General features: G+C 72.8%; 24 protein-coding genes. 17 read left to right on the plus strand and 7 right to left on the minus strand.

Translation table 11 applies throughout. The features are described from left to right. The first annotated feature begins 144 nt into the window (after positions 1-144). The 7 genes from ACZ7HT_RS30130 (at position 145) to ACZ7HT_RS30160 (ending at position 6,596) form a co-directional block, all read left to right on the plus strand. Positions 145-864: a GntR family transcriptional regulator gene (locus tag ACZ7HT_RS30130; protein ID WP_471171709.1), complete on the plus strand. Its 720-nt coding sequence runs from the start codon at positions 145-147 to the stop codon at positions 862-864. Positions 865-951: 87 nt separating this feature from the next. Next, the gene (locus ACZ7HT_RS30135; RefSeq protein ID WP_376587776.1) at positions 952-1,971 is read left to right on the plus strand and encodes a sugar ABC transporter substrate-binding protein; all 1,020 of its coding nucleotides are present in this window, start codon (positions 952-954) and stop codon (positions 1,969-1,971) included. Further along, a complete protein-coding gene (locus tag ACZ7HT_RS30140; RefSeq protein WP_471171653.1) occupies positions 1,968-3,023 on the plus strand; it encodes an ABC transporter permease in 1,056 nt (351 codons plus the stop codon). Before ACZ7HT_RS30135 ends, ACZ7HT_RS30140 begins: the two co-directional genes overlap by 4 nt. Further along, positions 3,020-3,814 carry an ATP-binding cassette domain-containing protein gene (locus ACZ7HT_RS30145; protein ID WP_471171655.1) on the plus strand — a complete coding sequence of 265 codons (795 nt, stop codon included), beginning with the start codon at positions 3,020-3,022 and terminating at the stop codon, positions 3,812-3,814. The genes ACZ7HT_RS30140 and ACZ7HT_RS30145 overlap by 4 nt, the downstream gene beginning before the upstream one ends. A 37-nt stretch (positions 3,815-3,851) precedes the next feature. Further along, positions 3,852-5,057 carry an ROK family glucokinase gene (locus ACZ7HT_RS30150; RefSeq protein ID WP_471171656.1) on the plus strand — a complete coding sequence of 402 codons (1,206 nt, stop codon included), beginning with the start codon at positions 3,852-3,854 and terminating at the stop codon, positions 5,055-5,057. Further along, a complete protein-coding gene (locus tag ACZ7HT_RS30155; RefSeq protein WP_471171657.1) occupies positions 5,054-5,632 on the plus strand; it encodes a hypothetical protein in 579 nt (192 codons plus the stop codon). The genes ACZ7HT_RS30150 and ACZ7HT_RS30155 overlap by 4 nt, the downstream gene beginning before the upstream one ends. A 97-nt stretch (positions 5,633-5,729) precedes the next feature. After that, positions 5,730-6,596 carry a YhjD/YihY/BrkB family envelope integrity protein gene (locus ACZ7HT_RS30160; protein ID WP_471171659.1) on the plus strand — a complete coding sequence of 289 codons (867 nt, stop codon included), beginning with the start codon at positions 5,730-5,732 and terminating at the stop codon, positions 6,594-6,596. Here ACZ7HT_RS30160 and ACZ7HT_RS30165 read toward each other — a convergent pair. Next, a complete protein-coding gene (locus tag ACZ7HT_RS30165) occupies positions 6,570-7,496 on the minus strand; it encodes a M56 family metallopeptidase (RefSeq protein WP_471171661.1) in 927 nt (308 codons plus the stop codon). The genes ACZ7HT_RS30160 and ACZ7HT_RS30165 overlap by 27 nt on opposite strands. Before the next feature lie 14 nt (positions 7,497-7,510). Then, on the minus strand, positions 7,511-7,927 hold the full coding sequence (locus tag ACZ7HT_RS30170) for a BlaI/MecI/CopY family transcriptional regulator (RefSeq protein ID WP_471171663.1): 417 nt from the start codon (positions 7,925-7,927) through the stop codon (positions 7,511-7,513). Positions 7,928-8,067: 140 nt separating this feature from the next. On the opposite strand from ACZ7HT_RS30170, the gene ACZ7HT_RS30175 reads away from it, so the two are divergent. The 6 genes from ACZ7HT_RS30175 (at position 8,068) to ACZ7HT_RS30200 (ending at position 12,962) form a co-directional block, all read left to right on the plus strand. Continuing rightward, entirely contained in the window at positions 8,068-8,703 is a 636-nt protein-coding gene (locus ACZ7HT_RS30175) for a DedA family protein (protein WP_471171665.1), read from the plus strand. Between the two features lie 67 nt (positions 8,704-8,770). Then, positions 8,771-9,607, plus strand: a complete 837-nt coding sequence (locus ACZ7HT_RS30180) for an undecaprenyl-diphosphate phosphatase (protein ID WP_471171667.1) — start codon at positions 8,771-8,773, stop codon at positions 9,605-9,607. 123 nt (positions 9,608-9,730) lie between these two features. After that, positions 9,731-10,990, plus strand: coding sequence for a bifunctional 3-oxoadipate enol-lactonase/4-carboxymuconolactone decarboxylase PcaDC (gene pcaDC / locus ACZ7HT_RS30185; RefSeq protein ID WP_471171668.1), 1,260 nt, complete (start codon positions 9,731-9,733; stop codon positions 10,988-10,990). Positions 10,991-11,000: 10 nt separating this feature from the next. Then, complete coding sequence (locus ACZ7HT_RS30190; protein ID WP_471171670.1) at positions 11,001-11,633, plus strand: MBL fold metallo-hydrolase; 633 nt, start codon at positions 11,001-11,003, stop codon at positions 11,631-11,633. A 39-nt stretch (positions 11,634-11,672) separates the two neighbouring features. Further along, entirely contained in the window at positions 11,673-12,452 is a 780-nt protein-coding gene (locus tag ACZ7HT_RS30195) for an exodeoxyribonuclease III (protein ID WP_471171672.1), read from the plus strand. A gap of 66 nt (positions 12,453-12,518) precedes the next feature. Then, complete coding sequence (locus tag ACZ7HT_RS30200; protein WP_471171674.1) at positions 12,519-12,962, plus strand: DUF6278 family protein; 444 nt, start codon at positions 12,519-12,521, stop codon at positions 12,960-12,962. A 22-nt stretch (positions 12,963-12,984) separates the two neighbouring features. On the opposite strand, the gene ACZ7HT_RS30205 is transcribed toward ACZ7HT_RS30200, so the two are convergent. Both ACZ7HT_RS30205 and ACZ7HT_RS30210 read right to left on the minus strand, forming a co-directional pair. Beyond that, a complete protein-coding gene (locus tag ACZ7HT_RS30205; protein WP_471171675.1) occupies positions 12,985-14,538 on the minus strand; it encodes a CocE/NonD family hydrolase in 1,554 nt (517 codons plus the stop codon). An 86-nt stretch (positions 14,539-14,624) separates the two neighbouring features. Further along, positions 14,625-15,821 (minus strand): hypothetical protein, encoded by a 1,197-nt coding sequence (locus ACZ7HT_RS30210; RefSeq protein WP_471171676.1) that lies wholly within the window; start codon positions 15,819-15,821, stop codon positions 14,625-14,627. Positions 15,822-15,998: 177 nt separating this feature from the next. On the opposite strand from ACZ7HT_RS30210, the gene ACZ7HT_RS30215 reads away from it, so the two are divergent. Then, entirely contained in the window at positions 15,999-17,255 is a 1,257-nt protein-coding gene (locus tag ACZ7HT_RS30215) for a cytochrome P450 (protein ID WP_471171678.1), read from the plus strand. Here the strand turns inward: ACZ7HT_RS30215 and ACZ7HT_RS30220 are convergent. Continuing rightward, positions 17,206-17,937 carry a hypothetical protein gene (locus ACZ7HT_RS30220; RefSeq protein ID WP_471171680.1) on the minus strand — a complete coding sequence of 244 codons (732 nt, stop codon included), beginning with the start codon at positions 17,935-17,937 and terminating at the stop codon, positions 17,206-17,208. The two genes, ACZ7HT_RS30215 and ACZ7HT_RS30220, sit on opposite strands and share 50 nt — an antisense overlap. A gap of 104 nt (positions 17,938-18,041) precedes the next feature. Between ACZ7HT_RS30220 and ggt the strand changes: the two genes are divergently transcribed. Then, entirely contained in the window at positions 18,042-19,850 is a 1,809-nt protein-coding gene (gene ggt / locus ACZ7HT_RS30225) for a gamma-glutamyltransferase (RefSeq protein WP_471171682.1), read from the plus strand. Positions 19,851-19,918: 68 nt separating this feature from the next. Here ggt and map read toward each other — a convergent pair whose 3' ends face one another. After that, positions 19,919-20,686, minus strand: coding sequence for a type I methionyl aminopeptidase (map, locus tag ACZ7HT_RS30230; RefSeq protein WP_471171683.1), 768 nt, complete (start codon positions 20,684-20,686; stop codon positions 19,919-19,921). 33 nt (positions 20,687-20,719) lie between these two features. On the opposite strand from map, the gene ACZ7HT_RS30235 reads away from it, so the two are divergent. Beyond that, positions 20,720-20,974, plus strand: coding sequence for a helix-turn-helix domain-containing protein (locus ACZ7HT_RS30235; protein ID WP_471171685.1), 255 nt, complete (start codon positions 20,720-20,722; stop codon positions 20,972-20,974). Here ACZ7HT_RS30235 and ACZ7HT_RS30240 read toward each other — a convergent pair. After that, positions 20,971-21,630 carry an NAD(P)-dependent oxidoreductase gene (locus ACZ7HT_RS30240; protein WP_471171687.1) on the minus strand — a complete coding sequence of 220 codons (660 nt, stop codon included), beginning with the start codon at positions 21,628-21,630 and terminating at the stop codon, positions 20,971-20,973. The two genes, ACZ7HT_RS30235 and ACZ7HT_RS30240, sit on opposite strands and share 4 nt — an antisense overlap. Before the next feature lie 60 nt (positions 21,631-21,690). Here ACZ7HT_RS30240 and ACZ7HT_RS30245 point away from each other — a divergent pair, with 60 nt between their 5' ends. Then, positions 21,691-22,086 carry a winged helix-turn-helix transcriptional regulator gene (locus ACZ7HT_RS30245; RefSeq protein WP_471171689.1) on the plus strand — a complete coding sequence of 132 codons (396 nt, stop codon included), beginning with the start codon at positions 21,691-21,693 and terminating at the stop codon, positions 22,084-22,086. The last annotated feature ends 7 nt before the right edge of the window (positions 22,087-22,093 follow it).

Raw genomic sequence — 22,093 nt, forward strand, 5'->3', positions numbered from 1 at the left:
GCCCGGGTGTCAAGGATTTGTCAGGACATCCGGACGTCACGACTTCCCGTCATCGGCGCCCCGCACCGCCTTCCTGTCCTCAGCGCCCCGGGCTACGCTCCCTGCGTGCCCAAGCAGTCCGGCTCCCCCCTGCCCCCGCTCTCCGTGGACCGCACGAGTCCGGTTCCGCTCTACTTCCAGCTCGCCCAGCAGCTGGAGAGCGCCGTGGAGAACGGGACGCTGTCCCCGGGCACCCTCCTCGGCAACGAGATCGACCTCGCCACCCGCCTGGGCCTCTCCCGGCCCACCGTCCGCCAGGCCATCCAGACCCTCGTCGACAAGGGCCTCCTCGTCCGCCGCCGGGGCGTCGGCACCCAGGTCCTGCCCAGCAGGGTCCGCCGCCCGATGGAGCTCAGCAGCCTCTACGACGACCTCGCCGCCGCCGGGCAGCGCCCCGCGACCCGCGTCCTGGTCAACCGCCTCGAACCCGCCGCGGGACCGGTCGCGGCCGCCCTCGGCGTACCGGAGGGCACCGAGGTCCACTACCTGGAGCGGCTCCGCACCGCGCACGGCGAGCCCATGGCGTACCTCTGCAACCACCTGCCCGCCGGGCTCCTCGACCCCGACACCGAACGGCTGGAGTCCACCGGCCTCTACCGCATGCTCCGCTCCGCCGCGCTCACCCTGCACAGCGCCCGCCAGGCCGTCGGCGCCCGCGCCGCGACCCCCGACGAGGCCGCGCTCCTCGACGAGCCGGAGGGCGCGCCGCTGCTCACCATGGAGCGCGTCACCTTCGACGACACGGGGCGCGCCGTCGAGTACGGATCCCACCTCTACCGGGCCACCCGCTACTCCTTCGAGTTCCGGCTGATGGCCCGTCCGTAGCCACTCAGGGGGCCCCTGACCAGCGCCACGACCCGCATGACCGATACTGCAATGCACGCAGAAGGACACAAAGGAGGGCACGGCCTCGTGACCAGGCTTCGGACAGGAGGGGTACGCGCCGCAGTCGGCGCCGTGCTCGCCCTCGCACTCACCGCGGCGCTCGCCGGGTGCAGCAGCACCGGCGGAAAGCGGGCGGAGGACGCCCGCAAGGCGGCCGAGGCCCAGGGCAGGGCGGCCGTGGACACCCCCCGGTGGACCTTCGCCATGGTGACCCACTCGGGCGACGGCGACACCTTCTGGGACATCGTCCAGAAGGGCGCCAAGCAGGCCGCCGTGAAGGACAACATCAACTTCCTCTACGCCCACAACGACGAGGCACAGCAGCAGGCGCAGCTGATCGACTCGTACGTCGCCAAGGGCGTCGACGGACTGATCGTCACGCTCGCCAAGCCCGACGCCATGAAGGCCGCCGTCGAGAAGGCCGTCAAGGCCGGCATCCCGGTGATCACCGTGAACTCGGGCGCCGAGCAGTCCAAGGCCTACGGCGCGCTCACCCACATCGGCCAGGACGAGACCGTCGCCGGCGAGGCCGTCGGCGAGGAGCTCGACAAGCGCGGGAAGAAGAAGGCCCTCTGCGTCCTGCACGAGCAGGGCAACGTCGGCCACGAGCAGCGCTGCGCGGGCGTGAAGAAGACCTTCGACGGCGAGCTGGTGAACCTGTACGTCGACGGCACCAACATGCCCGACGTCAAGGCCTCCATCGAGGCCAAGCTCCAGTCCGACAAGGACGTCGACGCCGTCGTCACCCTCGGCGCCCCCTTCGCCGACACCGCCGTCCAGGCCGCCAAGAGCGCCGGCAGCAAGGCCGAGGTCGACACCTTCGACCTCAACGCCAAGGTCGCGACCGCCCTGGAGGCCGGCACCCTCGGCTTCGCCGTCGACCAACAGCCCTACCTCCAGGGCTACGAGGCCGTCGACCTGCTCTGGCTGTACCGCTACAACGCCGACGTCCTCGGCGGCGGCAAGCCGGTCCTGACCGGCCCCCAGATCATCACCAAGGACCAGGCCGCCGCGCTGAAGCAGTACGCGGATCGGGGCACCCGATGAGCTCCACCGCCCCGCCGTCGGACGGTGTCGACCACGTCGACGAACGGCTGATCCGCACCACCCCCCTGAAGAAGCTGCTCGCCCGCCCCGAGCTCGGCTCGGTCGTCGGCGCGATCGCCGTCTTCGTCTTCTTCTCGGTGGTCGCCGACAGCTTCCTCAAGCCCTCCAGCCTCGGCACCGTCCTCTACGCGGCCTCCACCATCGGCATCATGGCCGTCCCGGTCGCCCTGCTGATGATCGGCGGCGAGTTCGACCTGTCCGCCGGTGTCCTGGTCACCAGCTCGGCGCTCGTCTCGTCGATGTTCAGCTACCAGATGACGGCGAACGTCTGGGTCGGCGTCGGCGTCTCGCTGCTCGTCACCCTGGCGATCGGCGTCTTCAACGGCTTCATGCTGACCCGCACCAAGCTGCCCAGCTTCATCATCACGCTCGGCACCTTCCTCATGCTGACCGGCCTGAACCTGGGCCTCACCAAGCTGATCAGCGGCACCGTCTCCACCAAGACCATCGCCGACATGGAGGGCTTCCCCTCCGCCAAGACCCTCTTCGCCTCCGAGTGGACGATCGGCGGCGTCGAGTTCAAGGTCACCATCCTGTGGTGGCTCGGCCTGGTCGCGCTCGCCACCTGGATCCTGCTCCGCACCCGCTTCGGCAACTGGATCTTCGCCGTCGGCGGCGGCGCCGACGCGGCCCGCGCGGTCGGCGTCCCCGTCTACCGCACGAAGATCGGCCTCTACATGGGCGTGGCCTTCTGCGCCTGGATCTCCGGCCAGCACCTGCTCTTCTCCTTCGACGTCGTCCAGTCGGGCGAAGGCGTCGGCAACGAGCTGATCTACATCATCGCGGCCGTCATCGGCGGCTGCCTGATCACCGGCGGATACGGCTCGGCCATCGGCTCGGCGGTCGGCGCCCTCATCTTCGGCATGACCAGCAAGGGCATCGTGTACGCCGAGTGGAACCCCGACTGGTTCAAGTTCTTCCTGGGGGCGATGCTCCTCCTGGCGACCCTGCTGAACGCCTGGATCCGCAAGCGCGTGGAGGCGACCAAATGACCACGGAGCCGACCCCGCTGGTGGAGCTGACCGACGTCAGCAAGTACTACGGCAACATCCGGGCCCTCGAAGGCGTCTCCCTCGAAGTGAACGCGGGCGCGATCTCCTGCGTCCTCGGCGACAACGGCGCCGGCAAGTCCACCCTCATCAAGATCGTCGCCGGCCTCCACCGGCACGACGCCGGCACCTTCCGCATCGAGGGCGAGGAGGTCACCCTCGCCAACCCGCGCGACGCCCTCGACCGGGGCATCGCCACCGTCTACCAGGACCTCGCCGTCGTCCCGCTCATGCCGGTCTGGCGGAACTTCTTCCTCGGCTCCGAGCCCACCAGGGGCTCCGGCCCCTTCAAGCGGCTCGACGTCGGGCAGATGCGGACGACCACCCGCGAGGCGCTGCTCCGCATGGGCATCGACCTCCGGGACGTCGACCAGCCGATCGGCACCCTCTCCGGCGGCGAGCGCCAGTGCGTGGCCATCGCCCGCGCGGTCCACTTCGGCGCCAAGGTCCTCGTCCTCGACGAGCCGACCGCCGCGCTCGGCGTCAAGCAGTCCGGGGTCGTCCTGAAGTACGTGGCGGCCGCCCGTGACGAGGGCCTCGGCGTGGTCCTCATCACGCACAACCCGCACCACGCCTACCTCGTCGGCGACCGTTTCGTCCTTCTCAAGCGGGGCGCCATGGCGGCGAGCCACACCAAGGACTCCGTCACGCTCGACGAGTTGACCCGGCAGATGGCGGGCGGCAGCGAGCTGGAGGACCTGCGCCACGAGCTGGAGCGGCCGACCGGCACGTAACGGCCCCTTCACACCCCACCTGGCAGAATCGGAGCCGATGAGTACCTACCGTGACCTCGCCCTCCCCCAAGCTCTGCGAGCAGGGGGTACCCCCAGGCGAGCCGCCCGCGGGACCGTGCTGCGCACCGTCGGGACCCGGGAGCGGCGCTCCCACCTGACGGCGCCCCGGGTGCCGACCGTCGGCATCGACATCGGCGGTACGAAGGTGATGGCCGGCGTCGTCGACGCCGACGGCAACATCCTGGAGAAGCTCCGCACGGAGACGCCGGACAAGTCCAAGAGCCCCAAGGTCGTCGAGGACACCATCGTCGAACTGGTCCTGGACCTCTCCGACCGGCACGACGTGCACGCCGTCGGCATCGGCGCGGCCGGCTGGGTCGACGCCGACCGCGCCCGGGTCCTCTTCGCCCCGCACCTCGCCTGGCGCAACGAGCCCCTCCGCGACGCCCTGCAGGGCCGCCTCGCCGTCCCCGTCATGGTCGACAACGACGCCAACACCGCCGCCTGGGCCGAGTGGCGCTTCGGCGCCGGACGCGGCGAGGACCACCTCGTCATGATCACCCTGGGCACCGGCATCGGCGGCGCCATCCTGGAGGACGGCCAGGTCAAGCGGGGCAAGTACGGGGTCGCCGGAGAGTTCGGCCATATGCAGGTCGTCCCCGGCGGCCACCGCTGCCCCTGCGGCAACCGCGGCTGCTGGGAGCAGTACAGCTCCGGGAACGCGCTGGTCCGCGAGGCCCGCGAGCTGGCCGCCGCGGACTCCCCGGTCGCGTACGAGATCATCGAGCGGGTCAAGGGGAACGTCCCCGAGATCACCGGCCCGCTCATCACCGAGCTCGCCCGCGAGGGCGACGCGATGTGCGTCGAGCTCCTCCAGGACATCGGCCAGTGGCTCGGCGTCGGCATCGCCAACCTCGCCGCCGCGCTCGACCCCTCCTGCTTCGTCATCGGCGGAGGCGTCTCCGCCGCCGACGACCTGCTCATCGGCCCCGCGAGGGAGGCCTTCCGCCGCCACCTCACCGGCCGCGGCTACCGCCCCGAGGCCCGTATCACCCGCGCCCAGCTCGGCCCCGAGGCCGGCATGGTCGGCGCCGCCGACCTCGCCCGGCTCGTCGCCCGCCGCTTCCGCCGCGCCAACCGGCGCCGCGTCGAGCGGTACGAACGGTACGAGCGCTACGCCCAGGCCCTGCGCAACGGGACCTCGGGCCGGGCCGCACGCACCCCCGAGGACCCCTCTTCATGACTCTGCCCCTCCAGTCCGCCCCGCCCCGCGCCCCGCAGGAGAAGCTCCCCGAGGACCGGGGGCACATGATCCGCCGCCGCTGGCTGACGGCCGTCATCATCGTGCTGCTCGTCGGCATCCCGGCCGGCTACCTCGTCGTCTCCGCGGAGCAGAGCCGTGCCAGCGGCCGCGACAAGGAGCGCGAGTCCTCGCCGGCCGGTCTCCAGGACAACTGGCCCTCGCTGATGAAGCGCCGCGTCTTCGAGGTCCCGATCCCTCCCGGGGCCTGGGACGTCGCCTACTACGAGACCAGCAACTGGAAGACGAGCAGGCTGTACGTCCAGTTCTCGACGACCGCGGGCGGCCTCGACGCCTTCCTCGCCGAGGCCGGGACCTCCCGCTCGGCGCTCACCCAGGGCCGGGTCACCGTCGGCGAGCGCGACGCCGACATCGCCGGCTGGACCTTCGCCGACGGCATGACCTGGGCGGGCGGCGTCGTCACCCGCGAGGCACCCCGCCCGCGCCTGGACGTCACGGTAGACCTCACCGAGCCGGCCTTCCCCCGCGTGTACGCGGTGTCGACCACGAGCCCCTGACGCCCCGGGACTCCCCCGGAAGGACCGGCCCGGCTCGCGCGGGCGCGCGGACTCACGTCCAATGGCGGCACGGGCCGGGCAGGGGTCGGGAGGCGGGATGTCGTGGGCGACCCGGTTGCGCAGCATCCGGACGGGGGCCGAGCGCCGCTTTCCCGTCCTCACGGAGCTCACCGGCCGGCTGGTGAGCGGGAACCTCCTGGACGGCGCCACGCGGCTCGCCGCCCAGGCCTTCCTGGCCGCCGTCCCCCTGCTCTTCGCCCTCGCGGCCTTCGCCCCGCTCGCCGTGCGCGACCAGATGCGCGAGTCCCTCCGTGCCATGTTCGGGCTGACCGGCCAGGCCGACCAGCAGCTGCGGCAGGTCCTCGACGGGTCCGCCCCCGAGGGCGTGCGGGAGACCAGCGGCATCGTGGGCGCGATCGTGGCGCTGGTCTCGGCCACGAGCTTCAGCCGCGCCATGGCCCGGGTGTGCGAGCGGGCCTGGCGGCTCCCCAAGGCGGGGACGCGGATCGCGGCCTGGCGGTGGCTGGTGTGGCTGCTCGCGCTCGTCGTCGTGGTGCTCCTCCAGGCTCCGGTCCGCGACGGCTTCGGGGCCGGCAGCTGGCTGGGCCTGCCGCTGTACTTCCTGGTCGCGACGGGGGTCTGGCTGTGGACCCAGCACCTCCTGCTCGCCAAGCGGGTCGCCTGGCTGCCGCTGCTGCCCGGCGCCGTCCTGGCGGGCGTCGCCTCGACCGTCCTCGGCGTCACGGCCCACCTCTACATGCCGGGCGCCCTCAACCGGGCCCTGGGCGAGTACGGCTCGCTGGGCCTGGTCCTGACCCTGCTGTCCTGGCTGATCGTGGTGTGCGCCGCGCTCACCTTCGCCTTCACCATCGGCGCCGTCCTGGCCCAGGAGCCGCCGCTCGACCGGTACCTGGGAACGGACCGGGGAGAGTCGGAGTCAGCGGATGCCGAGGCCCTCCAGTAGACGGTGGAGGTCGAGGGCGGCCTCGCCCGCGGCGAGGAGCGCGGCGGCGGGGACGGCGAGGGTGACCGCGGTGAGCAGCGGGCGGGGGCCCCGGGGCGGTGCGAGGAGCGCGGCGACCCGCCGGGGCACGGGGCCCGGGGTGCCCTTGCCGCCCCGGCCGAGGAAGCCGAGCGCGCCGCGCGGGGTCCGGTCGGCGTGGCGGGAGGCGAGTGCGGCCTTGCCGACGGCCCTGGCCACCTGGCGCCGGTCGCCGGTGGCGGCAGCGGCGCTCTCGTCGGCCCAGCGCTCGATGGTGAACGTGACGGCGCGGGCCAGCGGGCGAAGGAGCGGATTCGCGGCCGCGCCGAGCTGGGCGGCGGCCACGAAGGCGTAGTGGTGGGAGGTCAGGTGGGCCCGCTCGTGGGCCAGGAGGATGCGGTGCTCGGCGGGCTCCAGGGTGTGCAGCATGCCGGTGGAGACGACGACGCGGCCGGGCAGTCCGGGCAGGGCGAAGGCGTCGGGGGCCTCGTCGTCGACGACGACCAGGCCGTCGTGGGTGGGCATGCAGGCCGCGTCGAGCGCGGCGGCGGCGAGCGTCCGCGCGCGCCGGAGGAGGAACCGTACGGCCATCAGGGTGGCGCCGCCCAGCAGCAGTCCCGCGGCCAGGGAGACGGGCACGGCGGCGGGGTCCTCGCGGGCGGACAGCGGCGCCCAGTGGCCGAGGGCGGCCAGCCAGGGGACGCGGACGAGGCCGGTGAGGGCGAGCAGGCCGAGGCTGAGCGTGCTCGCGGCACCCAGTACCAGCGCGGAGAGGCTGAGCAGCCAGGTGCCCAGGCGCGGTTCACAGCGCTCGGCGAGGAGACGCACGCCGAGCGGGGTGAGGAAGGGCAGCAGGAGCGGCAGGTAGACGGCGAAGCGCATGGCGGCGGGTTCCCTTACCGGTCGGTCCCGTGGGCGGCGCCGTCCGTGTCGCCGCCGTCGGTGTCCCCGAGCATCTGGCGCAGCAGATCGGCGTCCGCGTCGGAGAGTTCGTCGGCGAAGCGGGCGAGGACGGCCTCGCGGTCGGGCCGGTCGTCGAGTACGGAGCGCATGCGGCGGGCGGCGAAGCCGGCGTCGTCGGTGACGGGCGCGTAGGCGTAGGCGCGGCCGCGGGGGGAGCGGTGGAGCATTCCCTTGCCGTGCATCCGGGTCAGGATCGTCACGACGGTGCTGTACGTGAGGTCGTCCCGGAGGCGCTCGACCACCTCGCCGGGCGTGAGTGCGCCCCCGGCGTGTTGGAGCAGGGTGAGGATCTGGGTCTCACGGGCGCCGTTGGGCCGTCTGGAGGTGTGGTCGCGCGTGTTGCCGTCCATGGGGTTTGTCGTTCTCCCAGCCATCTTCTACAGTCGCGTAGAAGTTCTACGCACGCGTAAATGCTGTTCCACGAGTGTGCCATGCGCCCCTGCCCAGGGACAGCCGGACCCCCGGCCGCGCACGGCGGAAAGGAACCCAGGTGCCCCAGGCCCTGAACCCGCTGGATGCCACATCCCTGCTGACCGCGTTCGGCGCGCTCGGCGTGTTCCTGGTCCTGTACGCCGAGACCGGCCTCCTGATCGGCTTCTTCCTGCCCGGCGACTCCCTGCTGTTCACCGCCGGCCTGCTGTGCACCACCGGCGCCGGCGGCGTCCACCTCTCCCTGCCCGGCGTCCTGCTCGCCGCCGCGGCCGGAGCCCTCCTCGGCGCCCAGACCGGCTACCTGATCGGCGCCCGCGCCGGGCGCGCCCTCCTGGAGCGCACCCGCAGCCGCCACCTGCGCGAGGGCGCCGCCCGGGCCGAGAAGCTCCTCGCGCGGTACGGCCACGGCAAGGCCGTCGTCCTGGCCCGCTTCCTCCCCGTGGTCCGCACCGTGCTCAACCCCCTCGCGGGCATGGTCGGCATGCCCGCCCGCACCTTCGCCCTCTGGCAGGTCGCCGGCGGCCTGGTGTGGACGGCGGGCCTCGTCCTCGGCGGCTACGCGCTGGGGTCGAGCATCCCGGACGTCGACCGCTATCTGCTCCCCCTGATCGCGGCGATCGTCGCGGTCTCCCTGCTCCCGCTCGCCTTCGAGGTCCTGCGGGCCCGCCGGTCGTCCGGCGGCGCCGGCCACTGAGGCCCTGCCCCCTCCCGTACCCCTGCCCCTCCCGTACCGCTCGCCATCCCACCCAGACAGGACCCCGATGAGCGTCATCAGCCTCGGTCAGGCCACCGTCCTCGGCATCGTCGAAGGCATCACCGAATTCCTGCCCATCTCCTCCACCGGCCACCTCAAGATCACCGAGGGCCTGATGGGCATCCCCGTCGACGACCCCTCCGTGGTCGGCTTCTCCGCCGTCATCCAGGTCGGCGCGATCGCCGCCGTCCTCGTCTACTTCTTCAAGGACATCGTCCGCATCGTCACCGCGTGGGTGGTCGGCCTGCGGAACAAGGAGGAGCGCTACCACCACGACTACAAGTTCGCCTGGTGGGTCATCTTCGCCACGATCCCGATCGTGGTGGTCGGCCTCGCCGCCAAGCCCCTCATCGAAGGGTCGCTCGCCTCCCTGTGGGTGGTCGCCGGTTCGCTGATCGCCGGCAGCGGCGTCATGTGGGCGGCCGACCAGATGGGCCGCCACAAGCGCGGCGAGGACGACACCGGCTTCAAGGACGCCATGCTCGTGGGCTGCTCGCAGATCCTCGCGCTGCTCTTCCCCGGCTTCTCCCGCTCCGGCGCGACCATGTCCACCGCCCTGATGCTGGACCTCGACCGGGTCGCCGCCACCCGGCTGTCCTTCTTCCTCGGCATCCCCGCCCTCACCGGCGCCGGCCTGTACGAACTCAAGGACGCCGCCGGCAGCGGCGCCGCCATCGCCCCGCTCGTCGTCGGCACCGCCGTCTCCTTCGTCGTCGCGTACGCCTCCATCGCCTGGCTGCTCAAGTACGTCGCCCGGCACTCCTTCAACGCCTTCGTCGTCTACCGCGTGATCGTCGGCGTGCTGCTGCTCGGCCTGCTCGGCACCGGAATCATCGCCGCCTGACGCACCCGACGTGCGAACGGGCTCCCGGAGACCGGCCCCGCTCACCGGCGCGGGAGCCGTCCCCGCGGAGCCGGGTTCGACCCGGCTCCGAGCCCCGGAGCGGGAAATGAGAGGCTCTGGCGAGTGAGCGAGACAACGACGAACACCCTGCAATACCGCGTGGACGGACCGGAAGACGCTCCGGTCCTCGTCCTGGGACCGTCCCTCGGTACGACCTTCCACATGTGGGACCGGCAGATACCGGAGCTCAGCCGCGAGTGGCGGGTCGTCCGCTTCGACCTCCCGGGGCACGGGGGCGCGCCCGCGGAACCCTTCACCTCCGTCGCCGAACTCGGCGACCGGCTCCTCGCCACCCTCGACACGCTCGGCGTCCAGCGCTTCGGATACGCGGGCTGCTCCCTCGGCGGCGCCGTCGGCCTCGACCTGGCCCTCCGCGCGCCCCACCGGGTCGCCTCGCTCGTCCTGGTCGCCACCTCGCCCCGGTTCGGCACCGCCGACGAGTTCCGCCAGCGGGGGGTCATCGTCCGCGCCAACGGCCTGGAGCCGATGGCCCGCAGCGCCCCCGAGCAGTGGTTCACCCCGTTCTTCGCCGGCGCGCAGCCCGCCATCGTGGACTGGGCCGTCCAGATGGTCCGGACGACCGACCCCGGCTGCTACATCGCCGCCTGCGAGGCCCTCGCCGTCTTCGACGTCCGCGCGGCGCTCGGCAGCATCGGCGTCCCCGCGCTCGTCCTCGTCGGCTCCGAGGACCAGGTCACCGGCCCCGCCGAGGCCCGCACCCTGGTCGCCGGCATCGCCGACGCCCGGCTCGCCGTCGTCCCCGGCGCCTCGCACCTCGCGCCCGTCGAGCAGCCCGCCGCCGTCACGGACCTGCTCGCCGAGCACTTCTCCGGCATCGCGCCGGACACCAGCGGCACCCTGGCCGTGCCGCCGCCGCTCGCGCCGCCCGTCCCCGCCGCCGAGCCCGCCCCGGCCGCCCCGGACGGCGAGCCCGCCGAGGCCGGCCGGCCCGACCCGTACGAGAAGGGGCTCGGACTGCGCCGCGAGATCCTCGGCGACGCCCATGTCGACCAGGCCCTCGCCGACGACCCCGACGGATCCTTCCAGGAGCTCGTCACCCGCTACGCCTGGGGCGAGGTGTGGAGCCGCGAGGGCCTCGACCGGCGCACCCGCAGCGCCGTCACCCTCACCGCGCTCATCGCCGGCGGCCACCGGGAGGCCCTCGCCGACCACACCCGCGCCGCCCTCCGCAACGGCCTGTCGCCCGAGGAGCTCCGCGAGATCGTCCTCCACGCGGGCGTGTACTGCGGGTTCCCGGCCGCCGAGACGGCACTGCGCGTGGTCCACCGGGTCGTCACGGAGGAGACGACACCCCCGGCGTAGCCTGGGCCCCGTGAAGCTGACGAAGAAGTCCCACGCCTGCGTGCGCCTCGAGAAGGACGGCCGGACGCTCGTCCTCGACCCCGGCATGTTCACCGAGGAGGACGCCGTCCTCGGAGCCGACGTGCTGCTCGTGACCCACGAGCACGCCGACCACTTCGACGAGGGTCGGCTGCGCGCCGCCCTTGAGGCCGACGAGGCCGCCGAGATCTGGACGCTGCGCAGCGTCGCCGAGAAGATCTCGGCGGCCTTCCCGGGGCGGGTGCACACCGTCGGACACGGCGACACCTTCACGGCGGCCGGCTTCGACGTCCAGGTCCACGGCGAGCTGCACGCGGTGATCCACCCGGACATCCCGCGCGTCACCAACGTGGGCTTCCTCGTCGACGGCACCGTCTTCCACCCCGGCGACGCCCTCACCGTGCCCGACCAGCCGGTCGACACGCTGCTGCTGCCCGTCATGGCCCCCTGGAACAAGATCTCCGAGGTCATCGACTACGTGCGCGAGGTCAAGCCGCGCCGGGCGTACGACATCCACGACGCCCTGCTCACCGATCTCGCGCGCCCCATCTACGACCGCCAGATCGGCGAGCTCGGCGGCACCCTGCACGCGCGCCTCGCCTCCGGCGCGTCCGCGGAGCTCTGATTCCGCCCGCTGTCACACCCCGCCAGTAGGCTTGCGCACATGCGCATCGCCACCTGGAACGTCAATTCGATCACCGCCCGGCTGCCCAGGCTCCTGGCCTGGCTGGAGAGCAGCGGCACCGACGTGCTGTGCATCCAGGAGACCAAGTGCACCGCCGAGCAGTTCCCCGCCGAGGAGCTGCGCGCCCTGGGCTACGAGTCGGTGGTCAACGCCACCGGGCGGTGGAACGGCGTGGCCCTGGTCTCCCGGGTCGGCCTCGCGGACGTGGTCACCGGCCTGCCCGGCGGCCCGGAGTACGAGGGGGTCGAGGAGCCCCGCGCGATCTCCGCGACCTGCGGCCCGGTCCGCGTCTGGTCGGTGTACGTGCCGAACGGCCGCGAGGTGGCCCACGACCACTACGCGTACAAGCTGCGCTGGCTTGAGGCGCTGAAGGCGGCCGTCGCGGAGGACGCGGCGGGGGAGCGGCCCTTCGCGGTCCTCGGCGACTACAACATCGCCCCGACCGACGAGGACGTCTGGGACATCGCCCTCTTCGAGGGCGCCACGCACGTGACGGAGCCGGAGCGGGCCGCGCTCGCCGGGCTCCGCGAGGCCGGTCTCGCCGACGTGGTCCCGCGCCCCCTCAAGTACGACCACCCGTACACGTACTGGGACTACCGCCAGCTCTGCTTCCCGAAGAACAAGGGCATGCGCATCGACCTGGTCTACGGCAACAAGCCCTTCGCCGAGGCCGTCTCCGACAGCTATGTGGACCGCGAGGAGCGCAAGGGCAAGGGCGCCTCGGACCACGCGCCGGTGGTCGTCGACCTCGACGTCTGACGCCGGTCCCGACGATCACCGCGCGCCGGGTGGTCGACCGGGAGGTGACGGTGCGACGCTGGACGGATGAACATCCCCTTCCTGGACAGCTGGCGCAAGCGGCACGAGCCCGCGGCCTCGGACTCTCCCCTCGCCGCGGCGTTCGACGGCGACCCGGAGGGGGTGGCCGAGCTGCTCTCCGAGTGCGAGCTGCTGCGTTCCCGTGTCGCGGAGCGCGGGGTGGAGTTGGACGACACCCCGCGCTCGCTCCAGGAGCTCGACCAGCTGTCGCCCCGCTGGCGAAACGATCCTGAGGAGCTCCCCTGGTTCGGGAACGACGCCGGGCTCTACCTCGGCACCGTGATCGTCCGGAACGTACCGGGCGCCCGGTGGCAGGTGTGGCCCGGCGGCGGCCCCGTGGTCCGGCTCGCCTCCGGGCGCGAGATCCAGGTCGTCGAGGCCGGCCTCGACTGGGCGATGACGGGCGCGCCGCAGCTCTCCCAGGTGTACGCGGAGGCCTCCGAGTACTGAGTCCGTGCCCGGCCGCCGGTGGTCACTCCGCCCGCAGCGGGACCGACACGTACGACGGGTCGGCCGCGGGGGACGAGAAGGCCAGTCGCGCGCCGGTCGGGTTGTGCTCGATGTAGAGCGGGTCGACGGTGTCGACGACCAGCGCGAGCCGGTTCCCGGCCGGGACGTCGTAGGCCGTGGAGAACAGCTCCAGATCGACGCCGAACGGCTGCCCCGGGGTCCGGCCGTGGAAGGTGTACGGGGCGTTGCTCACCAGCTTGCCGAGCCCGAGCGGGCCCACGTCGTAGAGGTACGCGACGAAGGTGCCGCTCTCGTCCGTGGAGCTGACCGTGGTGTGCACCTTCACCGTGCCGCGCACCCGCTGCGGGGTGTCGTACCGCTCCGACTGCCAGACGCCGGCGAAGGCGCGGGGGAGGAGGGGGACGGAGGCGACGGGCGGGGCCTGGAAGAACTGGTCCAGGAGGTTGGAGAGCATGACGACACCGCCGTCGGCGCCGGAGTCGACGTTCGCCCAGATCCGCTGCGTCCCGCCGAGGTCGAACTTCCGCCGGTTCGCGTCGAGGGACTTCCAGTCGGGGTAGCCCTCGTAGGGGGCGTCGGACCGGGGCTTCAGCTGGACGGGCTGCTCACGGTCGACGCCGTTGTCGACGCCCTTGAGGTAGTGGTCGAACCAGCGGTGGGCGCTGGTCCAGGTGTCGTTGGGCAGACCGAGGAGGCCGGTGGCCTCGGCGGTGGCGTGGTCGCCCGGGCGGAACTCCAGACGCTTGGGACCGGTGAGCTTCTCGTAGAAGCTCGCGTACTGGTTGGGCGGGAAGATGGTGTCGCCCCAGGCGTTGCCGAGCATGATCGCGGCGCCGTTGGCGTTGATCCGGTCGAGCTGCTCGACGGCGGAGCGCTCGCGGCCCCAGGCGATCATGTCCTCCTCCTTGGCGAGGTTGGAGGAGAGGAAGTCGCCCAGGATCTCCTGGAGTTCGGGACCGGGCCGTCCGGTGAGGTACCCGGCGCCGCCGAGCAGGGCGGCGGCCTGGAGGTGCTGGGTGCGGCCGCTGTAGATGGACTCGATGAGGTCGGCCCAGCCGCTGAGCGCCGCGACGGCCTTGATCCGCGGGTCGTGGGCGGCGGCGAGGAGGCTGATCCCCGCGCCGTACGAGACTCCTGCCATGCCCACGTGCGCCGGGTCGGCGGGGGTGTTCGCGAGGGCCCAGTCGATCACCTTGGAGGCGTCGGCGATGTCCCTGGGGCCCGCGGTCTCGATCTCCCCGCCGGACTGCCAGAAGCCGCGCGAGTTGTAACTCACCACGACATAGCCGGAGTCGGCGAGCTTCTGCGCCTGGGCGAGGTACTCGATCTGGGGCACGGCCCAGCTGGTGGGCAGCACGATGACGGGGTAGCGGGTGGTGGAGCCGGCTCCGGCGGGCGTGACGACGTTCGCCTTGAGGACGGTGCCGCCGTCCCCGGCGATGTCGACGAAACGGAGGGAACCGGCGGTGTCGGCGGCCTGGGCGGCGGGTGCGAGCCCGAGGGCCGTCCCGGCCACGAGGGCGGCCGAGACGGCGAGGGCCAGGGGTGTGCGCACGGGGCACTCCTCACGGTGCACTGTGGGGGCAGTGAAGTGACCCGACGGTAACCGGAGTGCCTTACCCGTGGTAACTGGTCGGTAAGTTACGTGCGGGTAACGATTGGCGCGAAAGTGGCGGCCTCCGTGAAGTCGGCGTGGGCTTCCTCGTACCGCTTGACGGCGAGGAGGAACATGGACCGGTCGGTCAGGGCACGGACGAGCGCGCCCGGCTCGGCGGTCAGGCGGCGGGCGAGGTCCACGCCCTCGTCGAAGGACGGGCGGAGCGACTCCTCGGCCCGGCGGCCGGACGACTCCCAGCGGAGCGCCCGACGGATGGTCAGGCGGCGCTGGGTGGCGACCAGTCCGGGGAGATCGCCCGATTCGCGCAGGGTCTGCGCCTCCCGTTCGAGGACGGGAATCGAGGCGAAGCAGGCCTCGCGCACGTCGGGAGACCACCCGTGGAACGGGTGGACCCCGAACGCGGGAAGCGGGGCCCCGGGGGTGGCGGCCGGTTCGGCCGGCCCGCCCGAGAGGGCGAGGAGGGTCACCCACGAGGCCTGGATGTCGCTCCAGCTCACGGGCTCGTCGCCCCGTGCGAGCCGGGCGAGCAGGTCCAGTGTCTCGCCCCGCGTGGCGGCCTCGGCGACCAGGCGTCCGTCGGCCCGGAGCATCCGGGCGTACTGCTCCAGCTTCCACACCAGGGAGGCCAGCGGGGAGCGGTCGTCCGCCGCCGTGCGCCGCGCCTCGTCCACGACGTCCGTGAACACCTTGAGGGCCTCCTCGTGCCGCCCGGCGGCATCGAGCGCGGCCGCCCACTCGATCAGCGCCCACTCGGACACGTCCGCGCCCCTCGGCGTGATGTGCCGGCGGAGCAGATCGGCCGCCTCCCCGTGCCGCCCCTCCTCGGCGAGCACGACCGCGAGGCGTCCGTACCGGCCGGCCTCCGCCAACTCCTCGCACACCGCCCGCCCTTCGGCCCGTCGTCCGGCGGCGAACAGTGCGTGCTCGTAGTGGCTCAGGGCACCGCTCAGCCGTTCCTCTCCGTCCCGCACGTCCGCGTCGAACCGCCGTGCCGCGGCCGCCGCCTCGCCGTACAGGGCCAGGAGAATCTCCGGATCCCCGAAGTCGCGGGCCCGCTCGATCAGCGCGTCCACCAGCTTCGGCAGATACGCACGCGGGCTCACCTCCGCCAGCACCCGGTACGCGTCAAGCCGCTCCCGGAGGCTCGGCTCCTCCGACCCGAGCAGCAGGACCCGCGCCCGCAGCACCGCGTCCTGGCTGTACTTCCCTGCGTTCCCCATGTGCCCCCTGTTCTGAGTGCGTTGCAGCTCCGTGTGCTGCACGACGGAGATTCTGGGAGTCGGGGGACACCCCGGACAAGGCTCCCGAACTGTGCGTTCCGTCCTACGAAAAACGGCTCTGACCTGTCATGATGGTGACGTCTTCACCCCTGGATCACCCCGGACGGGAGGCGCGCGGTGGGGGACGCGAGCGACGTACCCGACGTCTTCGACCCGCGGATCTACGCCGCGGGCATCCCGCACGACCGGTTCCGCGTCCTGCGCGACCACGCCCCCGTCGCCCGGCAGGAGGAGTCCGAGATCCTCGGCTGGCCCGCCGGACCGGGGTTCTGGGCCGTCACCCGGCACGCCGACGTCGTCCGCGTGCTCAAGGACGCGGAGTCGTACTCCTCGCACCTCGGCGCCACCCAGATCCGCGACCCCGACCCCGCCGACCTGCCGTTCATCCGACGCATGATGCTCAATCAGGATCCCCCGGAGCACGGGCGGTTGAGGCGGCTCGTCAGCCGGGCCTTCACACCCGGGCGGATCGAGCGCTTCGCTAGCACCGCGCGCGACCGGGCCCGCGAGCTGCTCGGCGCCGCGTTCGCGGACGGCGGCGAGGTGGACCTCGTCCGGACCGTCACCGACGACTACGCGCTGCTCAACCTCACCGACCTGCTCGGCGTCCCCGCGAGCGACCGGGGGCTCCTGCACACCTGGACCGAGCGGGTCATCGCCTACCAGGACCCCGACGAGCCGCCCGTCCTCGACGCCGGGGGGCGGCCGGTCAACCCCCGCTCGCCCGCCATGCTCGCCGAGATGTTCGCCTACGCCCAGGAGCTCGCCGCGTACAAACGCGCGCACCCGGCCGACGACGTCATGAGCGTCCTCGCCGCCTCCGAACTCGCCGACGCCGAACTGGAGATGTTCTTCTTCCTGCTGACCGTCGCCGGGAACGACACCGTCCGCAGCGCGGCCCCCGGCGGCATCCTCGCCCTCGCCGAACACCCCGCGGAACAACGGAGGCTGTGGGCGGGAGAGGTCTCCATGGACACGGCCGTGGACGAACTCCTCCGCGTCCACCCGCCCGTGCTCTCCTTCCGGCGCACCGCCGCCCGCGACACCGAGCTGGTCGGCCGGAGGATCCGGGAGGGCGACAAGGTCGTCGTCTTCCACGCCTCCGCCAACCACGACGAGCGCGTCTTCGCCGACCCGCACCGGCTGGACCTCGGACGGACCCCGAACCCGCACGTCTCCTTCGGCGACGGCCCGCACGTCTGCCTCGGCGCCCACTTCGCCCGGCTCCAGCTCCGGGTGTTCTACGAGGAGGTGCGCGCGGCCTGCGGCGGCCTGACCCTCGCCGGGCCGCCCCGCCGGCTCGTCTCGAACTTCATCAACGGGATCAAGTCGCTGCCGGTTCGGCCACGGGAGCCGTCCGTGCCGCACTCGTGACGTCGGCCACCAGCTCCACCACATCGGGGCCGTACGCCTGCGAGTTGACCACCTTCAGGAGGAGCACGAACGAGCCCGAGCGGTGGCGGCGCCCCAACGACTCGTAGTGGCGGGCGAGATAGCGGGTCGCGGCCTGGTTGGTGATCGCCCGCTGCCCGCAGAAGAGGAAGACGGGCCGGCAGTCCTCGCCCACCATGAGACGGGCCAGGATCACGTACTCCTCGACACCGGCGTCCATCCGGTAGCGCTCCGAGCCGATCAGGAACGACCCCTGGTCCGGGCCCCGTTCCACGTCCGTGTTCACCGTGAGCCCCGGCAGCAGCGTCGCGAGGTGCGCGGCCATGCGCCGGTTCGAGCCGGGCCCGCCGACGCAGAACTCCGTCCGGTCGCCGAAGCCCTGGAGTGCCTGGTCGTGCTGGAGTATGCGCGCGTGCGCCCCGCAGTCCTTGATGAGCGCGCAGAGTTCGAGCAGCGCGAACACGTCGTACCGATGCACGGCCGTGGTGCCGCCGGCCTCCTTGTTCACCACGAGCAGGCACTCGGCGCTCCCCGGGAGGCCGAAGAACGCCTGCTTGCGGCGGAGCCTGCGCCGCCATTGGTACGTGCGGCCCAGCCAGCCGAAGGAGGCGCTGACCCCGGTCGCCAGGACCCCGAGCACGATGTTGCGGACGTCGTCGTTCATGTGCGCGCATGCTAGCGGCGAAACGGCCTCCAGTTCGAGGCGGTCCTGACGGAATGAGGCCGGGGAAGTTACGCTGCGCGGACGGTCGTTGACTGGAGGTAGGAATGCGTCGCTCCGCCGCTGGCAAGGTCTCCCTTCTCGCCGTCGCGGCGACGGTGCTCTCGATGGGCGCCGCCGCACCCCCGAAGGCCCCGCCCGCAGCGGATCCGCCCGTCAAGGAACCCGTCGCCGTCGGGTACGGCGGCGCCGTCGCCAGTGTCGACGCCGACGCCTCGGCCGCCGGCATCGAGGTGCTCCGCAAGGGCGGCAACGCGGTCGACGCCGCCGTCGCCGTCGCGGCCGCCCTCGGCGTCACCGAGCCGTACTCGGCGGGCATCGGGGGCGGCGGCTACTTCGTGTACTACGACGCGAAGAGCCGCACCGTACGGACCATCGACGGGCGCGAGACCGCCCCCCGGACCGCGGGTGCGGACCTCTTCACGGAGAACGGCAAGCCCATCCCCTTCGAGGAGGGCCAGACCAGCGGACTCGGCGTCGGCACCCCCGGCACCCCCGCCACCTGGAAGACCGCCCTCGACGCCTGGGGCAGCAAGCGGCTCGGCACCCTCCTCGAACCCGCCGAGCGGCTCGCCCGCGAGGGCTTCACCGTCGACCCCACCTTCCGCTCCCAGACCGCGGCCAACGAGGCCCGGTTCCGCGACTTCCCCGCCACCTCCGCGCTGTTCCTGCCCGGCGGTCAGCTGCCCGTGGTCGGCTCCGTCTTCAAGAACCCCGACCTGGCCCGTACGTACGAGACGCTCGGCCGCGAAGGCGTCGGCGCCCTCTACCGGGGGCCGCTCGCCCGGGACATCGTGAACACCGTCCGCACGCCCCCGGTCCGCGACGGCGCCACCCGGACCGTCCGCGCCGGCGACCTGACGGAGGCCGACCTCGCCGCCTACCGCACCGAGTCCCGCAGGCCCACGAAGGTCTCGTACCGCGGGCTCGACGTCTACGGCATGGCCCCGTCCTCCTCGGGCGGCACGAGCGTCGGCGAGGCGCTGAACATCCTGGAGGGCACCGACCTCTCGAAGGCCTCCCAGGCCCAGTACCTGCACCGCTACATCGAGGCCAGCCGCATCGCCTTCGCCGACCGGGGCCGCTGGGTCGGCGACCCGGCCTTCGAGTCCGTGCCGACGAGCGGTCTGCTCTCCCAGCGGTTCGCCGACTCCCGGGCCTGCCTGATCCGCGACGACGCCGCCCTGACCAGCCCGCTCGCCCCGGGCGACCCGGCCAGTCCGGTGCCCTGCGCGGCCGGGGGAACGGCCGCCCCCACGACGTACGAAGGTGAGAACACCACCCACCTCACCGTGGCCGACAAGTGGGGCGACATCGTCACCTACACGCTCACCATCGAGTCCACCGGCGGCAGCGGCATCACCGTGCCCGGCCGGGGCTTCCTGCTCAACAACGAGCTGACCGACTTCTCCTTCGCCCCGGCGAACCCGGCCGTGCACGACCCGAACCTGCCCGGCCCCGGCAAGCGGCCGCGCTCCTCGATCTCGCCGACGATCGTCCTCGACCGGAACGACCGGCCCGTCCTCGCGCTCGGCTCCCCGGGCGGCGCGACCATCATCACCACCGTCCTCCAGACCCTGACGGGCGTCCTCGACCGGGGTCTGCCGCTCGTCGACGCGATCGCCGCGCCGCGCGCCAGCCAGCGCAACCAGGCCACCACCGAGCTCGAACCGGCCCTGTGGAACAGCCCGTTGAGGGCGGAGCTCGAAGGCATCGGGCACGGCTTCCGGCAGAACCCGGAGATCGGCGCGGCGACCGGTGTCCAGCGCCTGCCGGACGGCCGCTGGGCGGCCGCCGCGGAGACGGTCCGCAGGGGCGGCGGCTCGGCGATGGTGGTCCGGCCGGACGCGGGCTAGAGAACCGTGATGGTCGTACGGCCGTACGCGGGCTGGAAAGCCGTGATGGTCGTACGGCCGTACGCGGGCTAGAGGGCCGTCAGGACGCGCGGGCCGTCGTCCGTGATCGCCACCGTGTGCTCGGCGTGCGACGCGCGCGAGCCGTCGGACGTACGGATCGTCCAGCCGTCCCGCGCCGTGTAGTGCTCGTCCGTGCCGCCGCCGATGAGCATGGGCTCGATCGCGAGCACCATCCCGTGGCGCAGCTTCATGCCCCGGCCCGGGCGTCCCTCGTTGGGGACGCCCGGGTCCTCGTGCATGGCGCGGCCGATGCCGTGCCCGCCGAAGCCGTCCGGGATGCCGTATCCCGCGTCCCGGCAGACCCGGCCGATCGCGTGGGCGATGTCGCCGATGCGGTTGCCGACGACGGCCGCGGCGATGCCGGCCGCCAGGGCCTCCTCCGCCGTCGCGATGAGGCGCGTGTCCTCCGGCCGCGCGGGGCCGACCGTGAAGCTGACGGCCGCGTCGCCGGCCCAGCCGCCCAGTGTCGCCCCGCAGTCCACGGAGACGAGGTCGCCCGGGGCGAGGCGCGTCCCGTCCGGGATGCCGTGCACGATCGCGTCGTTCACGGAGACGCACACGACCGCGGGGAACGGCACCGGGGCCCACTCCGGGTGGTAGTCGAGGAAGGGGGAGCCGGCGCCCGCCCCGGTGAGCACGGCGCGGGCGGCCCGGTCGAGCTCGGTGAGCGGGACGCCGGGCGCCGCCTTCTCTCGTACGGCCGCCAGGGCGCGGGCCACCACCCGGCCCGACTCACGCATGGCCGCCAGGGATTCGTTCGTCTTGATCTCCACCATGACCAATTACTATACCGGTATTAGAATGGCGTCATGGTACGCACACCCCTGACCCCCGAAGAGCGCGAGCGCGGCGAGCGCCTGGGCCTGCTCCTGCGCGCGGCGCGCGGCGAGCGGTCCATGGTCGAGATCGCCGCGGCCGCCGGCCTCTCCGCCGAGACCCTCCGCAAGATCGAGACCGGCCGGGCCCCGACCCCGGCCTTCTTCACCGTCGCGGCCCTGGCCGGGGTCCTCCACCTCTCCATGGACGAGCTCGTGGTGCTCTGCACCCCCGTCGGCGCTTCCTAGGACGCCACCGCGAGCTGCACCCGGCTGTGGCGCGGGCGCTCGACCTCGTCCAGGAGGGCGAGCGCCAGATCGGCGTGGGCGATGCGGCCCGGGCCGTCGAGCACCGTGCCCACCGACGTCCGGTAGCCGCCCGTCCGCTCCGCCTCCGCGTTCAGGTCCATCCCCGGGACCACCATCAGCCAGTCGAGCCCGGGCCCGGCCTCCGCCGTGAGCAGCTCGAACTCGGCCACGTGGCCCTGGGAGAACGTCCGGTACTGCTCCGGGAAATCGGGTGCGTCCATGATCCGTACCCCGGGGGCGGTCTCCAGGGTCGTGGCGATGCCCAGGGTGAGCAGCCGGCCGACGCCCGCCTCGGTGAGCCCGGCGACCATCGCCTTCGCGGCTGCCGTGAAGAAGTCGACCGAGGGCATGTCGAGACGGACCGCCGCGTTCACCGCCGCGTCATGGCCCGCCGCGAGCGCCGCCACCGAGGCCGCGTCCGTCGCGTCCCCCCGTACGAGCGTGATCCCCGCGCCCTCCAGGTCGCGGTACGCGGCCGGGTCGCGGACCACGGCCGTCACCCGGTGGCCACGGGCCACGGCCTCCGCGACGGCCGCCCGGCCGACCCGCCCGCCGGCGCCGAAGACGATGATGTTCCTGCTGCTGTCGTTGTCCATGCGGGGACCGTAGGACGGGCACCCCTGGTTACTTCAACGGTACTGGGTTAGCGTCGGCGCATGATCGAGAAGTCCGCCCCGGAGCCGCTGAGCCCCTCCCTCTTCCACGATCCCGACTGCGGCGGAGGCCCCGCCCAGCCCATCCGCGTCGGCGGCAAGTGGACCGCGATGGTGCTCCGCTGCCTGGAGGACGGGGCGCCCCGCCGCTTCTCCGAACTCCGCGTCCCCCTGCACTGGATCACCCCCAAGGTCCTCACCGAGACCCTCCGTGCCATGGAGCGCGACGGCTTCCTCTCCCGTACGGTCCACGACGAGAACCCGCCCCGCGTCGAGTACGCGCTCACCGCCCTCGGCCGGTCCCTCATCGCCCCGCTCGACACGGCCTGCGACTGGGCGCGCACCCACACGCCCGAGATCACCGAGGCCCGCACCGCGTACGAACAGGCCGCGTCCTAAGCTCCCG

The organism is Streptomyces sp. NPDC037410 (assembly GCF_055602235.1).